This is a genomic window from Dawidia soli (assembly GCF_018598185.1).
GTDB classification, from domain to species: Bacteria; Bacteroidota; Bacteroidia; order Cytophagales; family Cyclobacteriaceae; genus Ohtaekwangia; species Ohtaekwangia soli.
Window position 1 is genome coordinate 1 of the sequence record NZ_JAHESC010000062.1, and the last position, 21,689, is coordinate 21,689.

Consider the following 21,689-nt stretch of genomic DNA (forward strand, 5'->3'; position numbering starts at 1 on the left):
CTTCTTGGCTGCCTTTGCTACTTTTTTGGCGGCTTTCCTGGCCGGTGCAGCACCTTTCTTAGCGGTTTTTTTAGCTGACTTAACGGCCTTCTTGGCAGCTTTCTTCGCTACCTTCGCCGCTTTCTTGACAGCTTTCTTCGCTGTTTTCTTCGCAGCTTTTTTAGGAGTTTTCTTTGCTTTTTTTGCCATAGCGGTGAATGTATTTTTTAGGTACCGAAAAGGTACTTAATTATCTCGGCACTTGAGAAAAAAATCAGGGGATTTCTTTAAACATTTTTACTATGTATGCATCTCGTCGATGTATTACACCCGATGAAAGTATAGGTGTACTCACTTCCGGGTATGCCATTCAACGGGTGAACCACACCTTCGGGCACTCTTTTTATCACGTTGATCAGTATGATTTCCGAAACGTGGACACAAATTATCGGCCTCGCCGCGGGGGTATGCACGGCGGTATCGCTCTTGCCCCAATTGATCAAGATCATCCGGGAGAAACGCGCTGAACAGCTGTCGCTCTTTTACCTGTTCACCCTGCTGCTGGGCCTCGGACTGTGGATCGCCTATGGCTTTTTGCGTACGGACCTTCCCATTATCCTGACCAATATTGCCTCTGCGATACTGAACATTGCCGTCATTGTTTTAAGCATACGGTACCGTAAACCGCAATCCTGAACGCGGGTCAGGCATCATATTTTTCGGGGTCTCTGTCAAACTCCAACCTTCCGATGAAAGAAGATGAGATCAACCTCGAACACGGCTTCTCCCTGATCCAGGAGAAACTTACCCGTTGGTGGGTATACCTCATGCAAATGCTTCCGAACTTTGTGCTGGCCCTGGTGGCGTTGGCGGCATTTGTTCTTATGGCCCGATTCATCCGGCGGTTTGCACATCGCCTCCTGCTCCGGATCTCCCGGAGCGAGTCCGTGGCCAGCCTGGTGGCTGGTATCGTGTACTCGCTGGTCATAATCTTCGGCATCATGACGGCACTGGATGTGATGAAGCTCGAGAAAACGGTGTCGTCGCTGCTGGCCGGTGTCGGGATCATCGGCCTGGCCCTGGGATTTGCTTTCCAGGATCTGACGGCGAATTTTATTTCCGGAGCGTTCATTGCCTTCAAAAAGCCGTTTGAGATTGGCCATACCGTGGAGACGAACGGTTTCCTGGGCACCGTTCAGGAAATACGGCTACGGTCTACCACGTTGCGCACATTTGCCGGCTTGCACGTGATCATCCCCAATAAAGAGATCTTCCAAAAACCGATCATCAATTACTCTCTTACCCGGGAGCGCAGGGTCGAGCTGGAGTTTTCCGTCGTCAATACGTTTGACATTGTGTTTATCGAGCAGCAGCTCCGGCAGGTGCTTACGCAGCAGACAGCAGCGCAATCGATCCGGAACGTGGAGGTATATTTTTCGGCGATCGAAGATCCGAAGATCAAACTATATGTGGCGTTCTGGACGGAGAACAAGGAGCCCAACGAATTTATGAAGGCACGCCACCAGGCCATCCTGGCGATCTACGGCGTGTTTGCCAAATACAAAATATACAACGTGCAGACACCCGGCCAGCCCACAGCCGATAAACCGGCGGCGGGTTAAATCCGGGCCTGATAGGTATAAAGCTCGAAGTAGCGTCCTTTCTTTTCGATCAGCTCTTCGTGGCGTCCGCGCTCGACGATCTGTCCCTGCTCGACCACCAGGATCTGCTCCGCCTGGCGAATGGTGCTGAGGCGGTGGGCGATGACAAAGGTCGTACGCCCTTTCATCAGGCTTTTCAAACTTTCCTGAATGAGTGACTCGCTTTCGGTGTCGAGGTTGGACGTGGCCTCGTCGAGGATGAGAATGCGCGGGTCGGCCAGGATGGCGCGGGCAATGGCAACACGCTGGCGCTGTCCGCCGGAGAGCTTTACACCACGCTCGCCGATGACGGTGTCGAGGCCGGCGTCAAACCGGTCGGTAAACTCGAGGACGTGCGCGGCCCTGGCGGCACGCAGCAATTCGTCGTCGGTGGCATGGGGACGAGGAAAGCGGATGTTCTCCCGAATGGTGCCTTCAAAGAGAAAATCATCCTGCAACACCACGCCCAGGTTACTGCGGTAGCTGTCGAGGGAAATCGTGGCAAGGTCGATGTCGTCCACGGTCACCCGGCCTTGCGTGGGATTCAGGAACGAGGCTGCCAGGCCGGCCAGGGTGGTCTTGCCCGAACCCGAGGTTCCCACCAGGGCCGTGACGGAGCCCGCGGGGGCGTCGAAGTTGATGTCTTTCAAAACGGTTTTGCCTTCTTCATAGGCGAAGGATACGTCGCGAAAGGAAATATCACCCGTGACGGTTTCCAGGCGAACGGTGCGGGTAGAACCATCGTCTTCCGGATCCATGTTCATGATCTCTTCGGTGCGGTCCAACCCCGCGAAGGCTTCTGTCAACTGGCTGCCGATGTTGCTCATCTGCACAATGGGTGCGATCATAAAGCCGAGGAACAGCGTAAACGAGATGAAGTCGCCAGGGCTCATGTCACCCCCGATGATGCTGTACCCGCTGAAGCCCATGATGCCCACGCTGGCCAGGCCGAGGAGAAACGTGGCCGAGCTGGTCACGAGGCTGGTAGAGGTAAGGCTCTTGCGTACGTTTTCGAAAAGTGATTCTACGCCTTTTTCAAAGGTCCTGATCTCCTGGGCTTCGGCATTAAAACCTTTGATAACCCGCACGCCGTTTAACGTTTCCGTCAGGCGGCCGGTGACCTCGGCATTGAGCTTGCCGCGTTCGCGGAATACCGGGCGGATATAGGCAAAGGCTTTTAAAGCAATAAAACCAAAGACGGCTACCGGCACCAGTACGTAAAGCGTCATCAGGGCGTTGATCCTGATCAATACGATCAGGCAGATCAGCGACGTCAGGATACCGCCCACCATTTGTACCAAGCCCGTGCCCACCAGGTTGCGAACGCCCTCGACATCGCTCATGATGCGCGATACCAGCACACCGGATTTGGTGTTGTCGAAGAAGCTTATGGGTAACCGCAGGATCTGTTTTTGCACGTTGGCGCGCAGGACCGAGATCAGGCGTTGCGCTTCGACGCTTAACAGGTTGGTCAGCACAAAGGACGTTATGGACTGAACAATGATGGCGAGGGTTACGACGATGAGCAGCCACTTCAACATCTGCAGGTCATGCTTGGCGATGACATCGTCCATAAGGTATTTGGTCGACCCGGGAAGTATCAGTCCCGCCAGGCGGCTGATGATGATCAGGAGCAGGCCGACGGACAGCGCCCCCCGGCGCGGCCAGACGATGGTTTTAAAAACATGGGCGATGGATACTTTGTTCTTGGCTTTCGGCTGTGTGGTCGACATGCAGATCGGTTTTACTTCAAATGACGCAATGCTAACATAGACGTTGGCCCGGATAGTTTAGTCTTGCGCTCGATTTTTTTCTGTGTTTTTTGTTCGCCGGCTGGTTGTGCCGGAACCTGTGGCCCCGGGTAACCGTTGAGTATTGCTATCTTGCATGCATGATTTTTGATCTTCCCGATACCGGCACACCCTTTAAGGTTCAGTTCTCCTTTCATGATCCAATGGAAAGGCTGGAGAAGAAGGCCCAGGATACGCAACATCCGGAAGCTGCCGCGGCGGCTGAGGATCTGTTGCGCCGGTTGAGCGAGGCCCCCGCGCTGCGCACGGGCATTACCGAAGAGGACCAGCTGCGGCGCCACGAAGGGCTGATCCGCGAGCTGCTGCACGACCTCTTTCCCGAGGCGCTCACACACAACGAGATCAAGGCCATTGGGATACCCTATTCCAACATGTTCTTTAATCCCACCGAACGCTTTCGCAAGATCCTGCAAGCGGCGGGACCGTCCTTCGCCACCTATATCCGCGACTTCGACGAGCACCAGTTCTACGTCATGAGCTGTTGCATTATTCTGAACGAATATTACGGTACGCAACTGGATTTTGGACATCCGTTGTTTTATGATATACCGTCGGCCGACGGTGTTTTACGTCACTACCGGATTCTGCACAATGCCGACTTCCTGGAGATCGTGCCGACCGAAAACAGTTTGTCGATCAGTCCGGAGGACATCGACCTGTTGCTGAACAACTACAACGATCTGGCTTTGTGGAAAGCCAAGTTTCCGCCGGAGAGCTGGCTGCTACGCGGCTTCTCGATCGTAAACCTGTTTGATGCCACCGTCGAGAACGCCGTGTCGACTTTCAAAGAGAATTTGTTAGGGCTTTACCATGCGGGTTTACAGGATAGTACGGCGACGATCTTCCGGTCCATCTACCGCATTCCCGATCTGCAGATCGGCTTTACGCTTTATACAGCCGAAGACGGATTGTTATCGCCGTGTGCCTTTGGGATGCAAATGAAGAGCTTCCTGTTGCCCGAGGGGCAGGACGAAGATGCCCGCGAGGTGCTGGGGGAAACAGTATTCCGGGCGTTGGCCGAGCAGAATGTATATGTAACAGCGTCGGACATCACGGTGTTTCAGGCCACGCAAACCGAGGGGCTCATTGCCGAGCGGTTGCTTTATCGAAACATCAACAGCTTCATTCTGGCACCCGTGGCCAAGAACGGCCAGTTGCTGGGGATCCTGGAGATCGTGAGCCCGAAGCCTCGCCGCCTGAACAGCATCAACGCCAACAAGCTCGACATTGTGCTACCGTACCTGACCGACACGGTCGAACGCCTGGTGGCGCAGTTCCAGAACCAGGTACAAGCGGTGATCCAGGAAAAGTATACGGCGATCCATGGCAGCGTGCATTGGAAATTTCAGGAAGAAGCGGAGCAGTATATCGACTCCCAGCTTAGCGGGAAAGAGTATAAATTACAAGAGATCGTATTTCCCGAAGTATATCCGTTATACGGGCAGCTGGACATTCGCGGTTCTTCGGAGGCGCGCAACAGCAGTATTCAGCGCGACCTGCAGCAGCAGCTCCAGACCCTGGTATTGTTGCTGGACGCCATAGGCCGTCGTCCGGGCAAAGCGCCGGAGCTCGTTACCGAAGGGCAGACCGTACGCACGCTGCTGGCCGATCTCGACCGGCCGTTGCTGGCCGATACTGAGCAATATATTCAGCATTACCTGGAGGAGAATATCCACCCCTGGCTGCGGCAACTGTCGGGGCCGGAGGTGCTGCCGTTCATACAGCAATACTTTCGCGACACCGACAAAGTGCAGGGTAGCTTCCACGCCTGGCGCCGCCGGTATGAGAACACGGTCGCGATGATCAACGACACGGTGGCGGGTATCCTGGATAGCCGGCAAAAGGAAGCACAGGCGCTCTTCCCGCATTACTACGAGCGCTTTAAGACCGATGGGGTAGAGCATAACTTATACATTGGCCCGAGCATAGCACCGAAGCAGGTGTTTGATATACGCAAGCTGCAGGCGCTGCGGTTATGGCAGTTGCAGGTATTGTGCGAAATGGAGGCGGCGTATCACCAGGTAAAACCCCTGCTGCGCACGCCGCTGGAAGTTACAACGCTGGTGCTGGTGCACCACAGCACGTTGTCGATACGTTTCCGCCTGGATGAAAAGCGTTTTGACGTTGACGGCAGCTATAACGCCCGTTTTGAGATCGTCAAGAAACGCATCGACAAGGCACATCGCAAGGGGACCCATGAGCGGATCACACAGCCGGGTTTTCTTACGATTGTATGTTCTAACGACGAAGAGGAGCAGGAGTATCGTCACTTCATCGCGCAGCTCCAGGCAAAGCGGTTGTTGGATGTCAGCGTAGAACGCTTTGACGTGGAAGACCTGCAGGGCATTTCGGGCCTTCGGGCGTTGCGGGTGGGGATCGTACACTGATTCCAGACACCCCTTACCGGTGCGATCCCGGAAAACTAAAGTTTCCCCAAAAATCACGGATATTTACCACTGGACTGTATTTTTAAGGTAGAGACGGGTTTCAGGCTGATTTGAGGGATGCAATCGGGGGCGCAAACGGAGGGGTAAATATTTCTCAGGAAACTCTCATACTTGTCGGTCTGAAACTACTCTTTAAAGGTAGAATTATAGAGGTTATAGACGGTGGTAAAAGCCTCTGTTTATCAGCCTTTTAAGTACAAATGGGGGAAAGTCCCCGGCGAAAAGTTCTGAAAATGGAAGATAAGACGGAAGTGAGAGACCTGGTAAGACGGTACCTGGACAATGAAGTGACCCGTGAAGAGCGGGAGAAGGTGCTCAACATGCTAGCCTCGGGGGAGATTGACGAAGCGATGGGGGAAGAGCTTTTTAACCAACAAATGCAATACCTCGACTCGCCCGACCTGCAGGAGGTGATCCTGAGCGAGAAAGAAAAGCGCCGCGCACAAAAAGTCAAGCAGGACATGCTGGAGACGATACTGGACCCTACGTATAAAAGTAGCTCCCGGTGGTCGTCATGGTGGATGGTCGCGTCTGCCGCCGCCGTGATCTTTGCGGCGATCTGGTTTGTAGAATGGCCCCGTACCCGCAGCGACGCGTCGGTTGCCGCGACAGAAGAAACGGTACCCGAGCAAGTATACCGCGGCCGGAAGTTTGTGCACCTGGAGGACAACAGCACGATCATTTTGAACGAAGGCAGTGAGCTGCGCCATAGCGGCCGCTTCAGCGAAGGCGGTACCCGCGAGGTGTCGCTGGTAGGGGAAGCGTATTTTGACATTGCGCACGACGCGAAAAAGCCTTTCATCATCCATTCCAACGGCGTGGCCATCAAGGTGCTGGGTACGGCATTCAACGTCAAAGCTTATCCGGACCAGAAAGAAGTAAAAGTTACCGTAACCCGCGGTCTGGTCGAGGTAAGTGACGGTGACAAGAAAGTATACGGACAGGTGCGGCCGGATGAAGAGCTGGCGGTGAATGTTACCTCCGGCGAGTCCGAAGCCAAGGTGGTGAAAGCCGAAGAAGTCAAAGCATGGACCGATAAATTCCTGATCTTTGACGATGCCAACATGGAGGAGGCCGCCGAGATCTTGCACAAGCGCTTCCAGGTAAAGGTCGTGTTTGGTAACGATGTATTGAAGAAATGCCGGATACAGGCGACGTTCCTGAACGATCAGATCACCTTAACGGAAGTATTGGATGCACTGACATTATCGCTCAGCGGTATCCACTATACACAGCAGGAAGACGGCACCATCCTGCTGACGGGGACTGCCTGCTATTAAGGCAGTGTGTGGGAGACCCGATAGTCGCCGGGTGTGAGCGCGAAGAGGAAGCCGGTATGTTCGTGCATACCTTAAAAATGAGGGCAAAGAATCCGTCTTTTGCTGAACAGTTACAATCTCAACTATCCAATAAAGATTGGTATATCTTCAGTAAGTGCGGACTCCTGTCTCTTTGCCGCTCATATTATTTCCAGTAAAAATAGTTCTTTGGGTTTCCCTGATGTGTACAAAAGTTTATGCCAGCGGGAGCATTTTGCCTTTGTACGTTTTACCTTCGTACGGTATAACGTATACGCCATGCCTTCTTTTACGATCACTGCACTGACACACCTGCCCCGGGTCGTGACAGCTTTGTCCGAAATACTTGTCGAGACCGTGGCCCATGGGGGATCTGTAAGTTTTATGCATCCGTTACCGGTGGAGCAGGCCCGGGCTTTTTGGGATAGTTCGCTGGCGGCGGCAGCGCGTGGCGAGCGGATCGTGCTGGGGGCATGGGACGGTGATGTATTGGTTGGCACGGTGACGCTGCTCCTGGACTGCCCGCCGAATCAGCCCCACCGCGGTGAGATTGCCAAGATGATGACGCGCATGCATTACCGCGGGCAAGGCGTTGCACGCACACTCATGCAAGAAGCAGAGCGGTTGGCGGTGGAACGGGGCAGGACGTTACTGACGCTTGATACGGCGGAAGACGAAGGCGCGGCGGGATTATACGAGAAGCTGGGATATCATCGCACGGGGGTGATACCGGATTTTGCGTTGAAGCCTCATGGCGGTCTGACGGGAACGATTATCTTTTGGAAGCGGATCGGGGCAGTTGCGGAGGTTAAGCTGCCTGGACTTATCTAAATACTCTTGCATAACCATTAAAAGCGTCAGCAATTTTAGTCCGACACCTGCTTTTTAATGATGGGACCTCGCGCGCAGCGGCGCGGGTGACAGTGTCGGCAAAGCGTTGGCGGGCAGAAGGAGATCCGTTGCAGGCCGGATAGTGGGTTGTAATCTTAACTGGTATCACTTCGGTCGCATATCTCCGGTCATCCGGATCTCCTGGGATTGCCCGCTTACAGACCAGTCAAGAGTAAGGGATAATCACATTCAAAAGGCAAGGGCTTCGACTGGTCATACCGCCTGGCGGTGAGATAAAGTTACGATGTTGGGTTTCCCGGATGTGTACAATTTTTTACGTTATCGGGAGCAATGTTCAACAGACAGGAAAGCGGCATGATTTCCCCAAAATTTATGTTGAAACTTTCTTATACTCCGTTTCTTGTCCATGCTCTTTTAATTGTACATGCAGTAGACTCGTGTTGCCGGACTGCATGTACCTCCTGCTAGCCCGTGCTCAAGCCTCTAAAACCGATACGTATGAAAACCCGCGCACTACGTGAGTTACTGGAACGTTTCTTTGATCGCACCGCCACGGGCGAAGAACGCAAGCTGGTGACAGCCCTGCAAGCCGCGGGTGAGATCGAACAGATGATGGCCGATGTACTTGACGAGGACTTCCGGGAATTTGAAGATCGGGCATCGCTTGAAACTTTATTGGAAGAAGAGCGCATGATCACGGCGGTAGCCGGGCAGATCCGGATGGAAGGCACCATTGATCCCGGACAGGATGAAGAGACCGTGCGCAAGGCGTTGGACGGCAACGACAATCCGGATTTGCTGACGCAGTCGGAGGAGGCGCTTTTGCGTGCCAAAGAGCGATGTTTCCGGCATGTCATGGGCAACCGGCTGCCGGTTCAGGAGTATTACCAGCAACCACCCTGGCGCTGGCTGGCGGCCGCGGCGGTGCTGCTGATGGTGCTGGCCAGTGGTGTATATTACGGTTGGCAGCGGCGTAGCGCCTGGTTTCCCCGGGAGCACATGGTATCCTCCGCTGAAACACGCCGGGTGCAGCTGTCGGATGGTACCACCGTTGTGCTGAACCATGACTCCCGCCTGGTATACGATGATAACTTTGGAAAGAATGGCAAGCGCGAGGTAAGCCTGGTGGGTGAAGCGTTCTTTGACGTGCACCACGATCCCGTCAATCCTTTTATTATCCATAGCCTCGGGACGGTTACGCAGGTATTGGGTACTGCGTTTAGCATCAATGCGTATCCCCAGAACCGGAATGTGCTGGTGACGGTCACGCGAGGCTTGGTGCAGGTGGGCGATGAGCAAGGTAAGATCTATGGCTGTATATACCCCGATCAGCAGATCGTCGTGGCGCGGCCGCTGGTGCACTATGATATCCGCGCTACAGATGCCGACATGGCGATGCTCTGGAAGGAGGAACAGTTCGAGTTCAATGACGTGAGTTTAGAAGATGCTGTGGCGCGTATCAGCGCCCGCTTTGATGTGACGATCGAGATCGATCGGCCGGAGTTGAGACAATGCCGCGTGCAAGCTGCGTTTTTAAACGATGGGCTCACGTGGCAACACGTGCTGGATCAACTGGGCAAGAGCCTGGACCCGAGCGGCGGTGTGTACTATAAGGTGCAACCCGATGGCCGCGTACTGGTAAAAGGCACAGCGTGTCGATGATCCCGCGTATCGAAAACCCATTGGCTGTCGTAGTTGTTTTTTTATATTCTAAAGCCCATTCTTTTGAATGGGCTTTTTTTGCGTCACGTTTTCCCCAATTAGAAACATTCCGGTTAATCCTGGCGCGACGACAGAATGGATCGGCAACGGGCATAGGTTTTGGACGGAGTCAGGTAGGAACCACACATACTGAAGTTATGGAAACGCACGGTAACGATAGACAGACGACCACCACACCCACCCGAAAGAAGCGTATCCTGATCGCGGACGATGATCAGGACCTGTTGGTACTCTTGTGCCGCTTTTTACAACGCCGGGGCTACGAAGTGCTCGGGCTGCCCGACGCGACGACGATCGTCGACGGCATGTACGAAGTGCCCGACCTCTTTATACTCGACAAGCAAATGGGCACGTTCGACGGCCTGGTCGTTTGCGACTACCTGCGGCACCAGGAAAAAGTACGCCATACGCCGATCGTCATGATCTCGGGCAGCGACAGCAAAGCACAAGCGCAGGCCGCGGGTGTGGACTACTACCTGGAAAAGCCACTGGACATGAATAAATTCCTGAACGTGGTAGAACAATATGTCAACCGCGCCGCGTGACGATCAAATGAATTCTTAACCACAATACTATGGGCTACGTACAAGTTAACTCGCTCACAGGCCGGGAGCCTGTGGACATCTATTACGAAGATCTCGGACAAGGGCAACCGGTTGTGTTGATTCACGGATGGCCGTCCAGTCATGAGATGTGGGAGTATCAGATCGGTGATCTGGTCAACGCGGGGTTTCGCGTGATCGCATATGACCGGCGCGGGTTTGGGAAATCTTCGAAGCCGTTTGAAGCGTATGATTACGATACATTGACGGCCGACTTGAAAGCACTATTGGATCACCTCCACCTGGATGACGTAACGCTGGTGGGATTCTCGATGGGCGGAGGGGAGGTAGTACGGTATTTCAGCCGCTACGGCGGTGCCCGCGTGATACGCGCGGTATTGATCGGATCGGTAACGCCTTATATGTTAAAGACCGCCGATAATCCCGACGGAGTGGATGAATCGGTATTCGTAGAGATACTGGCCAATATAAAAGACGACCGTATGGCTTTTCTGGAAACATTCGGCAAGCAGTTCTTTGGTATCAACCTGATCAACAAGCCTGTCAGTACACCGTACCTGGAATACTTCCGGATGCTTGCCGCTGTCGCTTCACCGAAAGCGACGCAGGAGTGTGCCAAGGCGTTTGCGTATACCGACTTTCGCGGTGACATGGCGGCTGTAAACGTGCCAACGCTGATCATCCATGGCGACTCCGACAAGACCGTCCCTATCGAAACAAGTGGAGATCAGTCTTCGCGCATGATCACCGGGAGCCGGTATATACGGTACGCCCATGCGCCCCACGGGTTGTTTTATACCGAAAAGGAACGACTGAATGCCGATCTGATCTCATTCATTCGCGAGCCGGTGGCAGCGGTGACGTATTAGGCATCGATGGTGCGCGGGGCCCGTTTTGTTACGTCGGGGTGGTTTTCGTGCGGCGCAGCCACGGGCAGCGTAAAACGAAAGATAGCCCCTTCGTTAACTTTTGCCTCTGCCCAGATGCGGCCTCCATGCCGGGCAACGATGCGTTGCACGATGGCCAGTCCGACACCCGTACCTTCAAAGTCTGCGGTCTTGTGCAGGCGTTGAAAGACCTGGAAGAGTTTATCGGCATACTTCATGTCGAACCCCGCTCCATTATCTTTTACATAATACTGCACTTCGTTATCGCCCGCTTGCGCGCCGATCTCTACCCGGGGGTGCGCCGCTTTTGACGAATATTTCATGGCATTCGAGATCAGGTTGGTCCACACATGGGCCAGCAGTGCGGTGTCGGCGTGGGCGGGTAACAGATCATGAACAACGATCTCGGGCTGGTAGGGCAGGCGCTGTAGCAGGTCTGTCAATACCGTGCGCACGAGCGCATCCATATCGACATACAGGTGTTGCAGGGCCTGGCGGCCCAGCTTGGAGAAGGCAAGCAGGTCGTCGATCATTCGATTCATTTTCTGGGCATTGTCTTGTATGATCCTGAGCGCGCGGCCGCTGGCATCGCTGAGCTTTCCGGCTTGTTCTTCTTCCACGATGCGGGCGTAACCCAACATCGCCCGTATCGGCGAGCGTAAGTCATGAGAGACGGAATACGAAAAAGACTCGAGCTCCATGTTGGCGGCCTCCAGCTGGCGGAGGTTTTTCTGAAGATCGACGTTGAGCAGGCTGATCTGCTCGTCGGCCTGTTGCAGGGCCAGGTTCTTTTCCTGGAGCTGGCGGTTCTGCAGGCGGATCTTCAACAGCACCGATACTTTTGCTTTGGTCAGCTCGGGGTCGAGTGGCTTGGGCAGGTAGTCGACAGCACCTTCTTCAAAACCCTGAATGATGGACTGGCGCTCCTTCTTTTCGGCCGAAGCAAAGATGATGGGTATATCTTTTGTGCGTTTGTTGGATTTTAAGATCTGTGCGACTTCAAAGCCATCCATCTCGGGCATTTGGACGTCCAGGATGATAAGGTCCAACTCGTGGCCGAGCGCAAGCTTTAGTCCTTCGCGGCCGGTGGTAGCTTTTAGAAAAACGCGGTCCTGTTTTTCAAGAAGCTGTTCCAGGGCAAAGAGGTTGGTTTCCTTGTCATCGATTAGCAGCAGGGTCATCGTACTGTTCATCGTTATTTGATCTTGCGGTAAATCTTTTCCTTGCGGTCTATTTCTTCAAAATTCGTACGCTTGTCGCTAAAGAAAAGCGACTCTTTATCGCCAAGGCCCAGGTATCCGAAGGGGCAGAGGCTATCGTATAGCAGGCGCAGTACTTTTTCTTGCAGGCGCTGGTTAAAATAAATGATCACGTTACGGCAGAGCACCAGCTGAAACTCGTTGAAGGAGCGATCTGTCACCAGGTTGTGTGGCGAGAAGACAATGTTGTCGTGTAAGGATCGGTCCAGCAATACGGCGGCATGGTGCGCAGCATAATAGCGCGAAAACTCGCCTTGCCCGCCGGCGGCCAGGTAGTTTTTGGTATAGTTCTTCATGCCGTCCAGGGGGTATATGCCTTTCTTCGCCGTCTGTAATGAGCGCTGGTTGATGTCCGTTGCGTAAATGATCGATCGCTCCAGCAGACCGGCCTCTTTCAATAAGATCGCCATAGAATATGCCTCCTGGCCGGTGGCGCACCCGGCGACCCACAGCTTGATGACCGGATAGGTAGCCAGTTGCGGCATGACAATCTCGCGTAGCTTTTTGTAGAAGGAGGGATCGCGGAACATTTCGGTTACGGTGATGGACAGGTGTTGTACGAATTCCTCAAACAAAGGCTCGTCCCGCAACAACATCTTGCCAAGGGCGGAGGGTGTGCCGATGCGATGGGTATTCATAAAATGGACGATGCGCCGCTTGACGGTAGATTCGGCATATTCTGTAAAGTCGTAACCGTATACAAAGCGAACGGCCTCCAGCAGCTCTTTGTATTCTTTGTCGTCCAGGGCGGTGGCATCCATCGGTATTTCCATCATTTATACAACCATACGCGCATCAGTGATAACAATTGGGGTACATCCACCGGTTTCGAGATATAGTCTGACATGCCCACGGCCAGGCATTTTTCCTTGTCACCTTTCATGGCTTTGGCGGTTAGCGCAATGATGGGAAGCTTTTGGAACTCGGGTATTTTGCGGATGGCGAGGGTGGCTTCGTAGCCATCCATTTCGGGCATCATGATATCCATGAGAACCAGGTCGATGGATGGATTGGCCTGCAGTACCTCCAGTGCCTGGCGCCCGTTCTCGGCGGTAAGACATTGAACATTTTCGTCCTCCAGCGCGTTGGCCAAGGAGTATATATTGCGGATGTCGTCGTCTACGAGCAAAATGGTTTTGTCCTTCAAAACTTCGTCTGTGCGGTGCAGGCGACGGATGATGTCCTGCTTGTCGGGTGGCAGCTTGGCTTCTATGCGGTGCAGGAACAGGATTGTTTCGTCCAGCAGGCGCTCCTGCGAGTTGGCTGTTTTCAGTACGACCGTATCGGCCAGCTTGCCCAACCGTTGGGTATCTTCCTTTTTCAAGTCGCGCCCGGTATAGACCACGATGGGGATCTTGTTAAGCCGGTCGTTTGCCCGGATCTTCTCCATCAGGTCGAATCCGGTCATATCGGGCAGGCCGAGGTCGACAATGATGCAGTCGAAGCTTTCGCGTTCCAGCATGTCGTACGCTTCGTTGCCGCGATAGGCCGAGTATGATTTTACATCGCCATTTCCGATCAGCTCGCGGATGGCATTGTTTTGCTGTACGTTGTCTTCGACGATGAGCAGCTTTTTGAGTTTCTTGCTGGTAAAGTTTTCGATACGTTCAAAGGCCTTGTGCAGGTCTTCGACCGACACGGGCTTGTGCATGTAGTCAAACGCGCCGAGCAGCATGCCTTCGCGTTTTTTGTCGTACGCCGAAATGATCTGTACGGGAATGTGCCGCAATGCCGGATCGTTCTTGATCTGTCGTAATACTTCATATCCGTCCATGACCGGCAGGCTGATGTCAAGCAGAATGGCCATGGGTTTATAGGTGCGGGCAAAGCTGATCCCGGTGTTCCCCTGGGTGGCGATAATGCCTTTATACCCGCGCTCGCGGATGAAACCCAGCAGCACCTTCGAGAATTTATCATCGTCTTCGACGATCAGCACGACGCGATCACCTTCGACCAGCTGGTTGCGGTCGTCGTCGGGCGTGGCGTCTGACAGGTCCAGCGTGGTGGGTATTTTCGCTGCGACAGGTTCCTTGCTTTTGACACTGATATCTTTGCCGGTCGCGACGCTCAGCGTTTTGTTAAACGTAAGCGGCAACGACACGATAAAGGTGCTGCCTTTATCTTCTTCGCTCTCCAGCCGGATGTTGCCACCGAGTACGTAGGCCAGCTCGCGGCTGATGGATAATCCTAACCCGGTGCCACCGTATTTGCGCTTGGTAGAACCATCTACTTGTTGGAAAGCCTGGAAGATGATCTCCTGCTTGTCGCGGGGTATGCCGATGCCGGTATCGGCCACGCGGAAGACGATCTCATTCTTTTCGGCCTGGATCGACAGCGTAACGGTACCGTTCTTCGGTGTAAACTTAAACGCGTTCGACAACAGGTTTCGCAAGATCTGCTCGACGCGCTGGCGGTCGGTGGTGATGGTGCCCTGTTGCAGGGAGGGGTCGATGATCACAAGGAAAGACACGTCCTTGTTGCGGGCGATCTCCGTGAAGAGGGCCGTGATCGTGTCGGTGATGGAAGGGACTGGAACTGGCTCGATGTCGAGTTCCATTTTTCCGGCCTCGATCTTGGAGAGGTCGAGGATCTCATTGATCAGCGTGAGCAGGCTGGCACCCGACGTATGGATGTTGCGTGCAAATTCGATATCTTTTTCGGCCAGGCGTTTGTGTTTATTCTCGGCCAGCAACTGAGACAGGATCAGGATGCTGTTGAGCGGTGTGCGCAGCTCGTGCGACATATTGGCCAGGAACTCGGATTTATAGCGGCTGCTCACCTCCACCTCGTGTGCCTTGCGTTCGATCTCGCTCTTGGCTTGCTCCAGCTTTTCTTTTTGTTCGCCCAGCAGGTTGGCTTTTTCTTCTACTTCTACGTTGATCTGTTGCAGCTCCTGTTGTTGCGCGCGCAGCTCGACTTCAGATTGTTCCAACAATTGTGTTTTTGCGTGGAGGGCTTCGTTCGCCTGCCGCAGTTCTTCCTGTTGTGCCTCCAGCTCCTCGGCTTGCCGCTGGGTTTCTTCCAGGAGCTCGTTTGTTTTTGCACGGGCCAGCGAAGACTCGATGGCGATGCCAATGGCCGTGGTGGCAAGAGTCAGGTATTGGCGCTGGACCGCCGTGAAATTGTCGGCCGTTCCCAACACCACAACGCCTATGACGCGCTGTTCGAACAATACCGGCACGCCCACGATGTATTTTGGCATCATAGTTCCAAAGGCAGCGTTCAACGTGAAATATTCAGCCGGCACGCCGGTCAATACAACCTCCTGGCGGGAAGCAGCTACCTGCCCGACAACGCCCTCGCCAAAGGCCACTGCCGTCGGCGCTGTCTTACCGATGGCATAGGCGCCCCGTTGGTGCAGGGAGGATTGCGATTCGTCTGCGACGTACAGTACGCCCATCTGTGCCTTCAGGAATGTTGAGAGGTGTTGTATGACGGCGTTTGCCAGGAGCTCGATCGTAAGATTGCCTTGCATGCTCTCCGTCAATGCACCGGTGCCGGTAAGGGCCCAGTTCTTTTCAGCCATTTCGACTTCGGCCCTTCGCAGCGCACGAATGTTTCGCATGATGATGCCATAGACGATGATCAGCACCGTAATGATCGTTGCCAGCAACGTCATGAGCAGGTAATTAAACCTCTGGGAGTCGCGGTCGCTGTCTTGTTTGCGCTGTTCCAGTAAGTTCTGTTCGATGGTACGGACAGCTCGAACGACCGCGCGGATCTCATTGATCATGCGCCGGCTTTCGCCTTTGGCCAGATTTTCAGCACTATTCTCGCCGGCGCGTTTGCCTTCGATATACTTTTCGAGGATACGGACATGTTCCTGGGAGAGCTTCTCCAGCCGGCTGATGTTTTCGTTCTGCAACGGGTTATCCTGCGTGAGCAAGATGGCTTTTGTAAGATGCATCGGCAACTGCAGCCGCGCCTCCGTAAAAGGCATGAGGTAGTCGTCCTTTCCGGTAAGAATAAAACCACGCGCGCCCGTTTCGGCTTCTGTCGACCAGAGCATGACCTGTTCCGCTTCGTACAGTACCTCGTGCGTATGGTTTACCCACTGATTCGTAACAACCAATTGCTCGCCGTTTCGAAAGGATACGACGGCTACGATCAATAGAATGCTGCAGCAGAAAATAAATCCACCCAGGATCTTTTTGTCAAGTGTGAGTTTCATGATAATAATGGCAAATCATGGTTTTTTCAAAAAAAACACTTTCGGACACGTACACATGCCCGAAGCAACGCAACGGCGTTATCGAATAACTGAATGCCCGTATATACCGGGTAAAGAAAGATACTGATTTTTACACGAAGACGTTATGTGTAGGTGACGGAAAATATGATTGAAAAAAATGTCAAAATAACAGCTATGTCGCCACCGTCCGCCAGCCTGCGCGTTGGGCGTGTGCGTCGGCCGGGGATCTATGCAGGCAGCAATACGTGTACGGTCGTGCCGTTGGCGTGGCTTTTAAGTGTAATGGTACCTTCAAGGCGACGGACGACCTCTTTGGCGATATAGAGACCGAGGCCCGCGCCTTTTGAAAGATGGGAGCCACGATAGAACATGTCGAATATTTTATCTTTCACGAAATCGTCTATACCTGTACCATTGTCGCAGAAGTCGATGGCCAGGTACTTGCCTTGGAGTGTCAGGGTGACGTGTAAAAAACTGACCTCGCCGGTTTCACGGCGGAATGTGATGGCATTGGAGGCCAGGCACCGGAACAGTGTCCGCAGCTTGTGTTGATCCGAGAAGATAGTGTGCCCGGCGGGAAGCGCGGAATTGATCCGGAAGTTTACGCAACGGTATCCCTCCAGGTGTGACAACCCTTCGATCGCGCCCCGCAGGAGTAAGGGAAGATCGATCTCTTCCGGTTGCACGTCAGAGACCATGACTTCGGCGAAAGCGTTGAGCGACCCCAGCACGCCGTCGATGGCCAGGATCTGTTGGTCGATGCGTTGCAGGAAGTCGGGTACGACCCGCTGCTCCTTGTCGAGGCGCATGAGGTTCAGCAGGCCGGCGATGCTGGTGACAGGACCGCGCAGATTGTGTGAGAGGCGATAAATGATCTGGTCGAGCTCGAAATTGCGTTGTTTAAGCTCGAACACGACCGCATCGAGATACTGATTGCGTTTATTCAGCTCGTCGACGATAGCGTCCAGCTCTTCTTTCTGGGACTCGAGCTCTTCTTTTTGCAGGGCAGATTCCTGCAGTTGCTCGTTGATCTCGTGCGTGCGTTCGCGAATGGTGCGGTCGAGGTGTTGGTTCAGCTCGTTTAGCGCCTGGTTTTGGCTCGTGACAGTCTGGTGGATCTCGTTGATCTTATCGAAGTAGTCGTGGATGACCTTTTGCAATTGCAACATGGCCAGGAAGACCAACCCGCCGGCTGCTGCCAGCAGAAACATTGTCAGGCTGGCGGATTGAACGTGCAGCGCATCGTTTTTCAATCCGACCCGGTTGGCGGCAATAAAATACACAATGTAAAAGGCATTGGCGCCGAGGACAAAGAGCGTCGGGACCATCTGCCGGCTCGAAACGAATAATACCGATATGCAGGCAGCTCCTGCAATGATCAACCCCCAGCCCACGTGCAGATGGTGATGATATATATTGTGATAATATATATTGGCCAGTACAACGCAATATACCCCGGCGAGCAGATAGCGTGACACGTGGTATAGCCAACGATGGTTGAGCCAAAGCGAGGCGGCAAGCAGGATCAGGACCGTGACAGAGGTGAGGACGGAGAACATGTCCAGCAGAACAAACAAAAAGCAGTAGGTTCCCCAGAGGGCGATGTTGCTAATGCTTAGGATCCTGCGGAATGCGTGGCCTGCCTTTTCTTCAAAGTCGTTCAGAAGAGGAGCGTCTTTTTCCATCCGCTCCACGAAGACGTTGACATGATTCCGGACCTGCTTCCGGAGGGATACGATTCGTTGCATGATCATTCGCCTCAATCCATCTGCTATGCTGTACCACGAATAAGTCTGTAGGCCAGAGAAGTATAATTTATCGTTAAAATACGGCATTTCATCGATAGATAGGATGCTTGTTCAATCAAAAGTCTGCAATTTTTATTCACATTCTCGCGACGGGACAATAATTCCGGATTTGGTAAAAAATCTGACGTCGTTTATGCGTGAAGGTCCATCCAGCGTTTGATAAAGGTGCCCTGCTGTGGATGGACCAGCTTCATAGCTTCCTCGAACGTCAGCCACGCGGCACGGTCTACTTCGGGCACGTGAATGATCTTGCCGGTGCGCGGCGGCCACTCGATCGGAATCTTATTGGAGATCACACCTTGTGCAGGATCCCAGTTGCCGGCGAAGGCCCAGGCGTGAATGACTTTGCCGCTTTTGTAGGTTACCGAGCCCAACGGTGTGTAGGGCGGAGCAGGCGTGATGCCCGTTTCTTCTTCAAACTCGCGCTGGGCGGTGAGAAGCAATTCTTCATCGCGTTCGGGCACTCCTTTGGGTAAGCTCCAGACACCCTCGTTTTTGTTTTTATAGAACGGCCCGCCGGGATGCACCAGGAAAAACTCCGGCGCCTTTTTCCGGAGCCGATACATAAGAAGGCCGGCTGATATTTTCATCGTGATACAAGATAGTGGGGAAAATCGTCGTCATGGGCGCTCTGGGGCATGTTTCGGAGGCCGGTATAGTTTTTGGCTTTTTCTATCCTGTAAAACGGTATGCCCATGAAAACAAAAACCGCAAAGACAAAAAAGTCGGCAAAGCAGAAACCCGCGGCCACCAAGGACCAGCCGGAGCACCAAAAGCCACGGAAGGCAGAAGCTGGTGACGGTGCGCAGAATGAGACTCCCGAACCGCCGCAGATGATGCATCCGCTGTCTGACGAAGAACGGAAGCGGAAAAAGGACGAAGATCATTAGCCCCTGTCGATGTCGCGTTTTATAGGAACGAACGCCGTTTTTATAGTAAAAACCCCGTAAATTCATTCCGGAGTAACACTTTTGCCGAACCTGGCGTACATAGCCTGGTCTAACCGAATGTTTTACGATGATCTCTTCTGCTTCTTCCCTGCGCGCTGAAAAGCGCCTGGCCGTCATACTGGCGGCCATCTGTTTTTTGTTGCACCTGGCGGTAAACCTGACGGGAGGATACGGCTTGTTTCGCGATGAGCTGTACTACCTGGCCTGCAGCGATAATCTCGCCTGGGGCTATGTAGACCAGCCGCCCTTTTCCTTATTTGTGTTACGACTGATTCGCCTGGTCGCGGGTGATAGCCTGGTCGCCGTGCGGATGATCCCGGCGCTGGCCCATGCAGGCACTGTAGCGCTGGTAGGCCTGATCGTTTGCGAGCTCGGCGGCCGGCGGTTTGCCGTGTTTGTCGCCTGCCTGGCCACGACGGTGTCGATCATTCACCTGGCCTTCGGCGGCTTTTATTCCATGAACAGCCTGGACATTCTGTTATGGTCCGCTACCGTGTATGTGCTGTTGATTTTATATCGTACCGGTAATCATTACTACTGGCTGCTGCTGGGCGTACTCCTCGGCGTTGGTCTCTTGAATAAGATCAGTGTATTGTTTTTTGGAGCGGGCATCTTTGTCAGCCTGGTCATTGCGCAGCGGCGTTGGCTTGCAACCCCGTGGCCTTATATCGCCGGCGCCCTGGCGCTGTTGCTGTTTCTGCCATACATCGTGTGGAATCTGCAGCACGACCTGGCGCACCTGGAATTTATACAACGGGCGAATGCGGGCAAGTATAGCACCCGTACCCGCTGGGATTTTATCCAGGAACAATTGATCTTACTGAACCCCTTTAATATTCCCTTGTGGGCTGTGGGCCTGGTGGCCCTGTTTGCCTATAAACCCTTGCGCCCGTATCGATGGCTGGGCTGGATGTTTATGACCGTGTTCATCATTCTGTTGATCAATGGTACTTCCAAGGGCGAATATATGGCGGCGGCGTATGGCTGTTTGTTTGCTGCCGGCGCCGTGTGGTGTGAGCAGCGTCTTGTGGGGCGCGGCCTGTATTGGATCCGGTATGCGTATACCGGCGTGTTGATCGCGGGTACGCTGGTAGTATTGCCGTCGGTACTGCCCATGCTGCCGGCGCCGGACTATGTGGCGTATGCCGAGGCGGTCGGCCTCAAGCCTACTTCCAACGAAAACAAAGAACTGTCGGAGTTGCCCCAGTTTTATGCCGACATGTTCGGCTGGAAAGAGAAGGCGGATGCCATCGGCCGGGCCTACCGGTCGTTGAGTCCGGAGGACCAGGCCCGCTGTGCCATTATTTCCGATAACTATGGGCGATGCGGAGCCATTGATTATTACGGTCGCGCATACGGTCTGCCCAAGGCCATCGGCACGCATAACAACTATTGGATCTGGGGGCCACGCGACCATACGGGCGAGGTCATGATCATTCTGGGCGGGAGACTGAAAGAGCATGCCGAATATTTCGAGTCGTGTGAGAAGGTCGGCGTGGTAACGTGCCAATATTGTATGCCGTATGAAAATAACGTCGGCGTGTATGTAGGACGGAAACTCAAAAAGCCGCTCGCGGAGATCTGGGATAGCCTGAAGCACTACGATTAATGCGTCTGAAATAGGATCGGGCGCTGTGACTCCGGACGGGGAGTGGCATTACGTGTATAACTAAATCATATACGTATGGCTGAAATAAACTCTTCTGCTTCTGGTAGCCAGGGCGCTGGCAAGGTACGACGCCTGCGTGCATCCACACGCATCGATATGACCCCGATGGTCGATCTGGCATTTCTGCTCCTCACGTTCTTTATGCTGACGACAGAATTAAGCAAACAATACGTCATGCCGTTGGTGGTGCCGGCACAGCCCGACAATCGCACGCCACCACCTGAGATCAACGGCAAGCGTGTGTTATCGGTTATACTGGGACCGCACGACAAGGTGCACTGGTATATGGGGGAGGAGGGAGCTGCCACGATGACTAGCATGCGAGGTATACGCAAAGTATTGCTGGAAAAGCGCGCACAGATCGAGAACCTCTATGTTATGATCAAACCGTCTGACAAATCGCGCTATCAAAATATGGTAGACATCCTGGACGAAATGGCGATCACGGAGATCAGTCGTTTCTCGCTGGTCAAGATCACGGACTATGATAAAACTGTATTGGCGGGCGTTGCGCAAACGGGACAGACGTCCACAACCCGTCTGACGCCGTAAGGCAAGCTGTGTAAAAAAATCCCCTGCGGTTTGGAAAACGGCACGAAAAAAGGCGATTGA

The 21,689-nt window shown here is 53.7% G+C and carries 18 protein-coding genes; 11 read left to right on the top strand and 7 right to left on the bottom strand.

What is annotated here, in order from left to right:
* Positions 1–189, bottom strand: a 189-nt coding sequence (locus KK078_RS27350) for a hypothetical protein (protein WP_254093529.1), incomplete at its 3' end; no start/stop codon positions are given.
* A gap of 210 nt (positions 190–399) precedes the next feature.
* Between KK078_RS27350 and KK078_RS27355 the strand changes: the two genes are divergently transcribed.
* On the top strand, positions 400–675 hold the full coding sequence (locus KK078_RS27355; RefSeq protein ID WP_254093530.1) for a SemiSWEET family sugar transporter: 276 nt from the start codon (positions 400–402) through the stop codon (positions 673–675).
* Between the two features lie 53 nt (positions 676–728).
* The gene (locus KK078_RS27360; protein ID WP_254093531.1) at positions 729–1,601 is read left to right on the top strand and encodes a mechanosensitive ion channel family protein; all 873 of its coding nucleotides are present in this window, start codon (positions 729–731) and stop codon (positions 1,599–1,601) included.
* On the opposite strand, the gene KK078_RS27365 is transcribed toward KK078_RS27360, so the two are convergent.
* Positions 1,598–3,352 carry an ABC transporter ATP-binding protein gene (locus KK078_RS27365; RefSeq protein ID WP_254093532.1) on the bottom strand — a complete coding sequence of 585 codons (1,755 nt, stop codon included), beginning with the start codon at positions 3,350–3,352 and terminating at the stop codon, positions 1,598–1,600. The genes KK078_RS27360 and KK078_RS27365 overlap by 4 nt on opposite strands.
* 158 nt (positions 3,353–3,510) lie before the next feature.
* Between KK078_RS27365 and KK078_RS27370 the strand changes: the two genes are divergently transcribed.
* From KK078_RS27370 to KK078_RS27395, 6 genes are all read left to right on the top strand, one after another.
* Entirely contained in the window at positions 3,511–5,817 is a 2,307-nt protein-coding gene (locus KK078_RS27370) for a hypothetical protein (protein WP_254093533.1), read from the top strand.
* Positions 5,818–6,110: 293 nt separating this feature from the next.
* Positions 6,111–7,157 carry a FecR family protein gene (locus tag KK078_RS27375; protein WP_254093534.1) on the top strand — a complete coding sequence of 349 codons (1,047 nt, stop codon included), beginning with the start codon at positions 6,111–6,113 and terminating at the stop codon, positions 7,155–7,157.
* A 297-nt stretch (positions 7,158–7,454) separates the two neighbouring features.
* Positions 7,455–8,006: a GNAT family N-acetyltransferase gene (locus KK078_RS27380; protein ID WP_254093535.1), complete on the top strand. Its 552-nt coding sequence runs from the start codon at positions 7,455–7,457 to the stop codon at positions 8,004–8,006.
* Positions 8,007–8,525: 519 nt separating this feature from the next.
* Entirely contained in the window at positions 8,526–9,689 is a 1,164-nt protein-coding gene (locus KK078_RS27385) for a FecR family protein (RefSeq protein ID WP_254093536.1), read from the top strand.
* Positions 9,690–9,886: 197 nt separating this feature from the next.
* A complete protein-coding gene (locus KK078_RS27390; protein ID WP_254093537.1) occupies positions 9,887–10,294 on the top strand; it encodes a response regulator in 408 nt (135 codons plus the stop codon).
* Between the two features lie 29 nt (positions 10,295–10,323).
* The gene (locus KK078_RS27395; RefSeq protein ID WP_254093538.1) at positions 10,324–11,181 is read left to right on the top strand and encodes an alpha/beta fold hydrolase; all 858 of its coding nucleotides are present in this window, start codon (positions 10,324–10,326) and stop codon (positions 11,179–11,181) included.
* Here KK078_RS27395 and KK078_RS27400 read toward each other — a convergent pair.
* The 5 genes from KK078_RS27400 to KK078_RS27420 form a co-directional block, all read right to left on the bottom strand.
* A complete protein-coding gene (locus KK078_RS27400) occupies positions 11,178–12,380 on the bottom strand; it encodes a sensor histidine kinase (protein WP_254093539.1) in 1,203 nt (400 codons plus the stop codon). The two genes, KK078_RS27395 and KK078_RS27400, sit on opposite strands and share 4 nt — an antisense overlap.
* A gap of 14 nt (positions 12,381–12,394) precedes the next feature.
* Positions 12,395–13,234 (bottom strand): CheR family methyltransferase, encoded by an 840-nt coding sequence (locus tag KK078_RS27405; protein WP_254093540.1) that lies wholly within the window; start codon positions 13,232–13,234, stop codon positions 12,395–12,397.
* On the bottom strand, positions 13,231–16,629 hold the full coding sequence (locus KK078_RS27410) for a response regulator (RefSeq protein ID WP_254093541.1): 3,399 nt from the start codon (positions 16,627–16,629) through the stop codon (positions 13,231–13,233). Before KK078_RS27410 ends, KK078_RS27405 begins: the two co-directional genes overlap by 4 nt.
* 248 nt (positions 16,630–16,877) lie before the next feature.
* Complete coding sequence (locus KK078_RS27415) at positions 16,878–18,398, bottom strand: sensor histidine kinase (RefSeq protein WP_254093542.1); 1,521 nt, start codon at positions 18,396–18,398, stop codon at positions 16,878–16,880.
* Positions 18,399–18,589: 191 nt separating this feature from the next.
* The gene (locus tag KK078_RS27420; RefSeq protein WP_254093543.1) at positions 18,590–19,048 is read right to left on the bottom strand and encodes an NUDIX domain-containing protein; all 459 of its coding nucleotides are present in this window, start codon (positions 19,046–19,048) and stop codon (positions 18,590–18,592) included.
* Between the two features lie 105 nt (positions 19,049–19,153).
* Between KK078_RS27420 and KK078_RS27425 the strand changes: the two genes are divergently transcribed.
* The 3 genes from KK078_RS27425 (at position 19,154) to KK078_RS27435 (ending at position 21,629) form a co-directional block, all read left to right on the top strand.
* On the top strand, positions 19,154–19,348 hold the full coding sequence (locus tag KK078_RS27425) for a hypothetical protein (protein WP_254093544.1): 195 nt from the start codon (positions 19,154–19,156) through the stop codon (positions 19,346–19,348).
* A gap of 127 nt (positions 19,349–19,475) precedes the next feature.
* Positions 19,476–21,017, top strand: a complete 1,542-nt coding sequence (locus KK078_RS27430) for an ArnT family glycosyltransferase (RefSeq protein ID WP_254093545.1) — start codon at positions 19,476–19,478, stop codon at positions 21,015–21,017.
* Positions 21,018–21,092: 75 nt separating this feature from the next.
* A complete protein-coding gene (locus KK078_RS27435) occupies positions 21,093–21,629 on the top strand; it encodes an ExbD/TolR family protein (protein ID WP_254093546.1) in 537 nt (178 codons plus the stop codon).
* Positions 21,630–21,689: the final 60 nt, after the last annotated feature.

What these genes read in the sequence shown, in the direction of transcription:
- KK078_RS27390 (WP_254093537.1), top strand. Translation starts at nt 9,887, where the DNA reads ATGGAAACGCACGGTAACGATAGACAGACGACCACCACACCCACCCGA.
- KK078_RS27415 (WP_254093542.1), bottom strand. Translation starts at nt 18,398, where the DNA reads ATGCAACGAATCGTATCCCTCCGGAAGCAGGTCCGGAATCATGTCAAC.
- KK078_RS27375 (WP_254093534.1), top strand. Translation starts at nt 6,111, where the DNA reads ATGGAAGATAAGACGGAAGTGAGAGACCTGGTAAGACGGTACCTGGAC.
- KK078_RS27400 (WP_254093539.1), bottom strand. Translation starts at nt 12,380, where the DNA reads ATGACCCTGCTGCTAATCGATGACAAGGAAACCAACCTCTTTGCCCTG.
- KK078_RS27435 (WP_254093546.1), top strand. Translation starts at nt 21,093, where the DNA reads ATGGCTGAAATAAACTCTTCTGCTTCTGGTAGCCAGGGCGCTGGCAAG.
- KK078_RS27410 (WP_254093541.1), bottom strand. Translation starts at nt 16,629, where the DNA reads ATGAAACTCACACTTGACAAAAAGATCCTGGGTGGATTTATTTTCTGC.
- KK078_RS27370 (WP_254093533.1), top strand. Translation starts at nt 3,511, where the DNA reads ATGATTTTTGATCTTCCCGATACCGGCACACCCTTTAAGGTTCAGTTC.
- KK078_RS27385 (WP_254093536.1), top strand. Translation starts at nt 8,526, where the DNA reads ATGAAAACCCGCGCACTACGTGAGTTACTGGAACGTTTCTTTGATCGC.
- KK078_RS27360 (WP_254093531.1), top strand. Translation starts at nt 729, where the DNA reads ATGAAAGAAGATGAGATCAACCTCGAACACGGCTTCTCCCTGATCCAG.
- KK078_RS27425 (WP_254093544.1), top strand. Translation starts at nt 19,154, where the DNA reads ATGAAAACAAAAACCGCAAAGACAAAAAAGTCGGCAAAGCAGAAACCC.
- KK078_RS27395 (WP_254093538.1), top strand. Translation starts at nt 10,324, where the DNA reads ATGGGCTACGTACAAGTTAACTCGCTCACAGGCCGGGAGCCTGTGGAC.
- KK078_RS27420 (WP_254093543.1), bottom strand. Translation starts at nt 19,048, where the DNA reads ATGAAAATATCAGCCGGCCTTCTTATGTATCGGCTCCGGAAAAAGGCG.
- KK078_RS27365 (WP_254093532.1), bottom strand. Translation starts at nt 3,352, where the DNA reads ATGTCGACCACACAGCCGAAAGCCAAGAACAAAGTATCCATCGCCCAT.
- KK078_RS27430 (WP_254093545.1), top strand. Translation starts at nt 19,476, where the DNA reads ATGATCTCTTCTGCTTCTTCCCTGCGCGCTGAAAAGCGCCTGGCCGTC.
- KK078_RS27405 (WP_254093540.1), bottom strand. Translation starts at nt 13,234, where the DNA reads ATGATGGAAATACCGATGGATGCCACCGCCCTGGACGACAAAGAATAC.
- KK078_RS27380 (WP_254093535.1), top strand. Translation starts at nt 7,455, where the DNA reads ATGCCTTCTTTTACGATCACTGCACTGACACACCTGCCCCGGGTCGTG.
- KK078_RS27355 (WP_254093530.1), top strand. Translation starts at nt 400, where the DNA reads ATGATTTCCGAAACGTGGACACAAATTATCGGCCTCGCCGCGGGGGTA.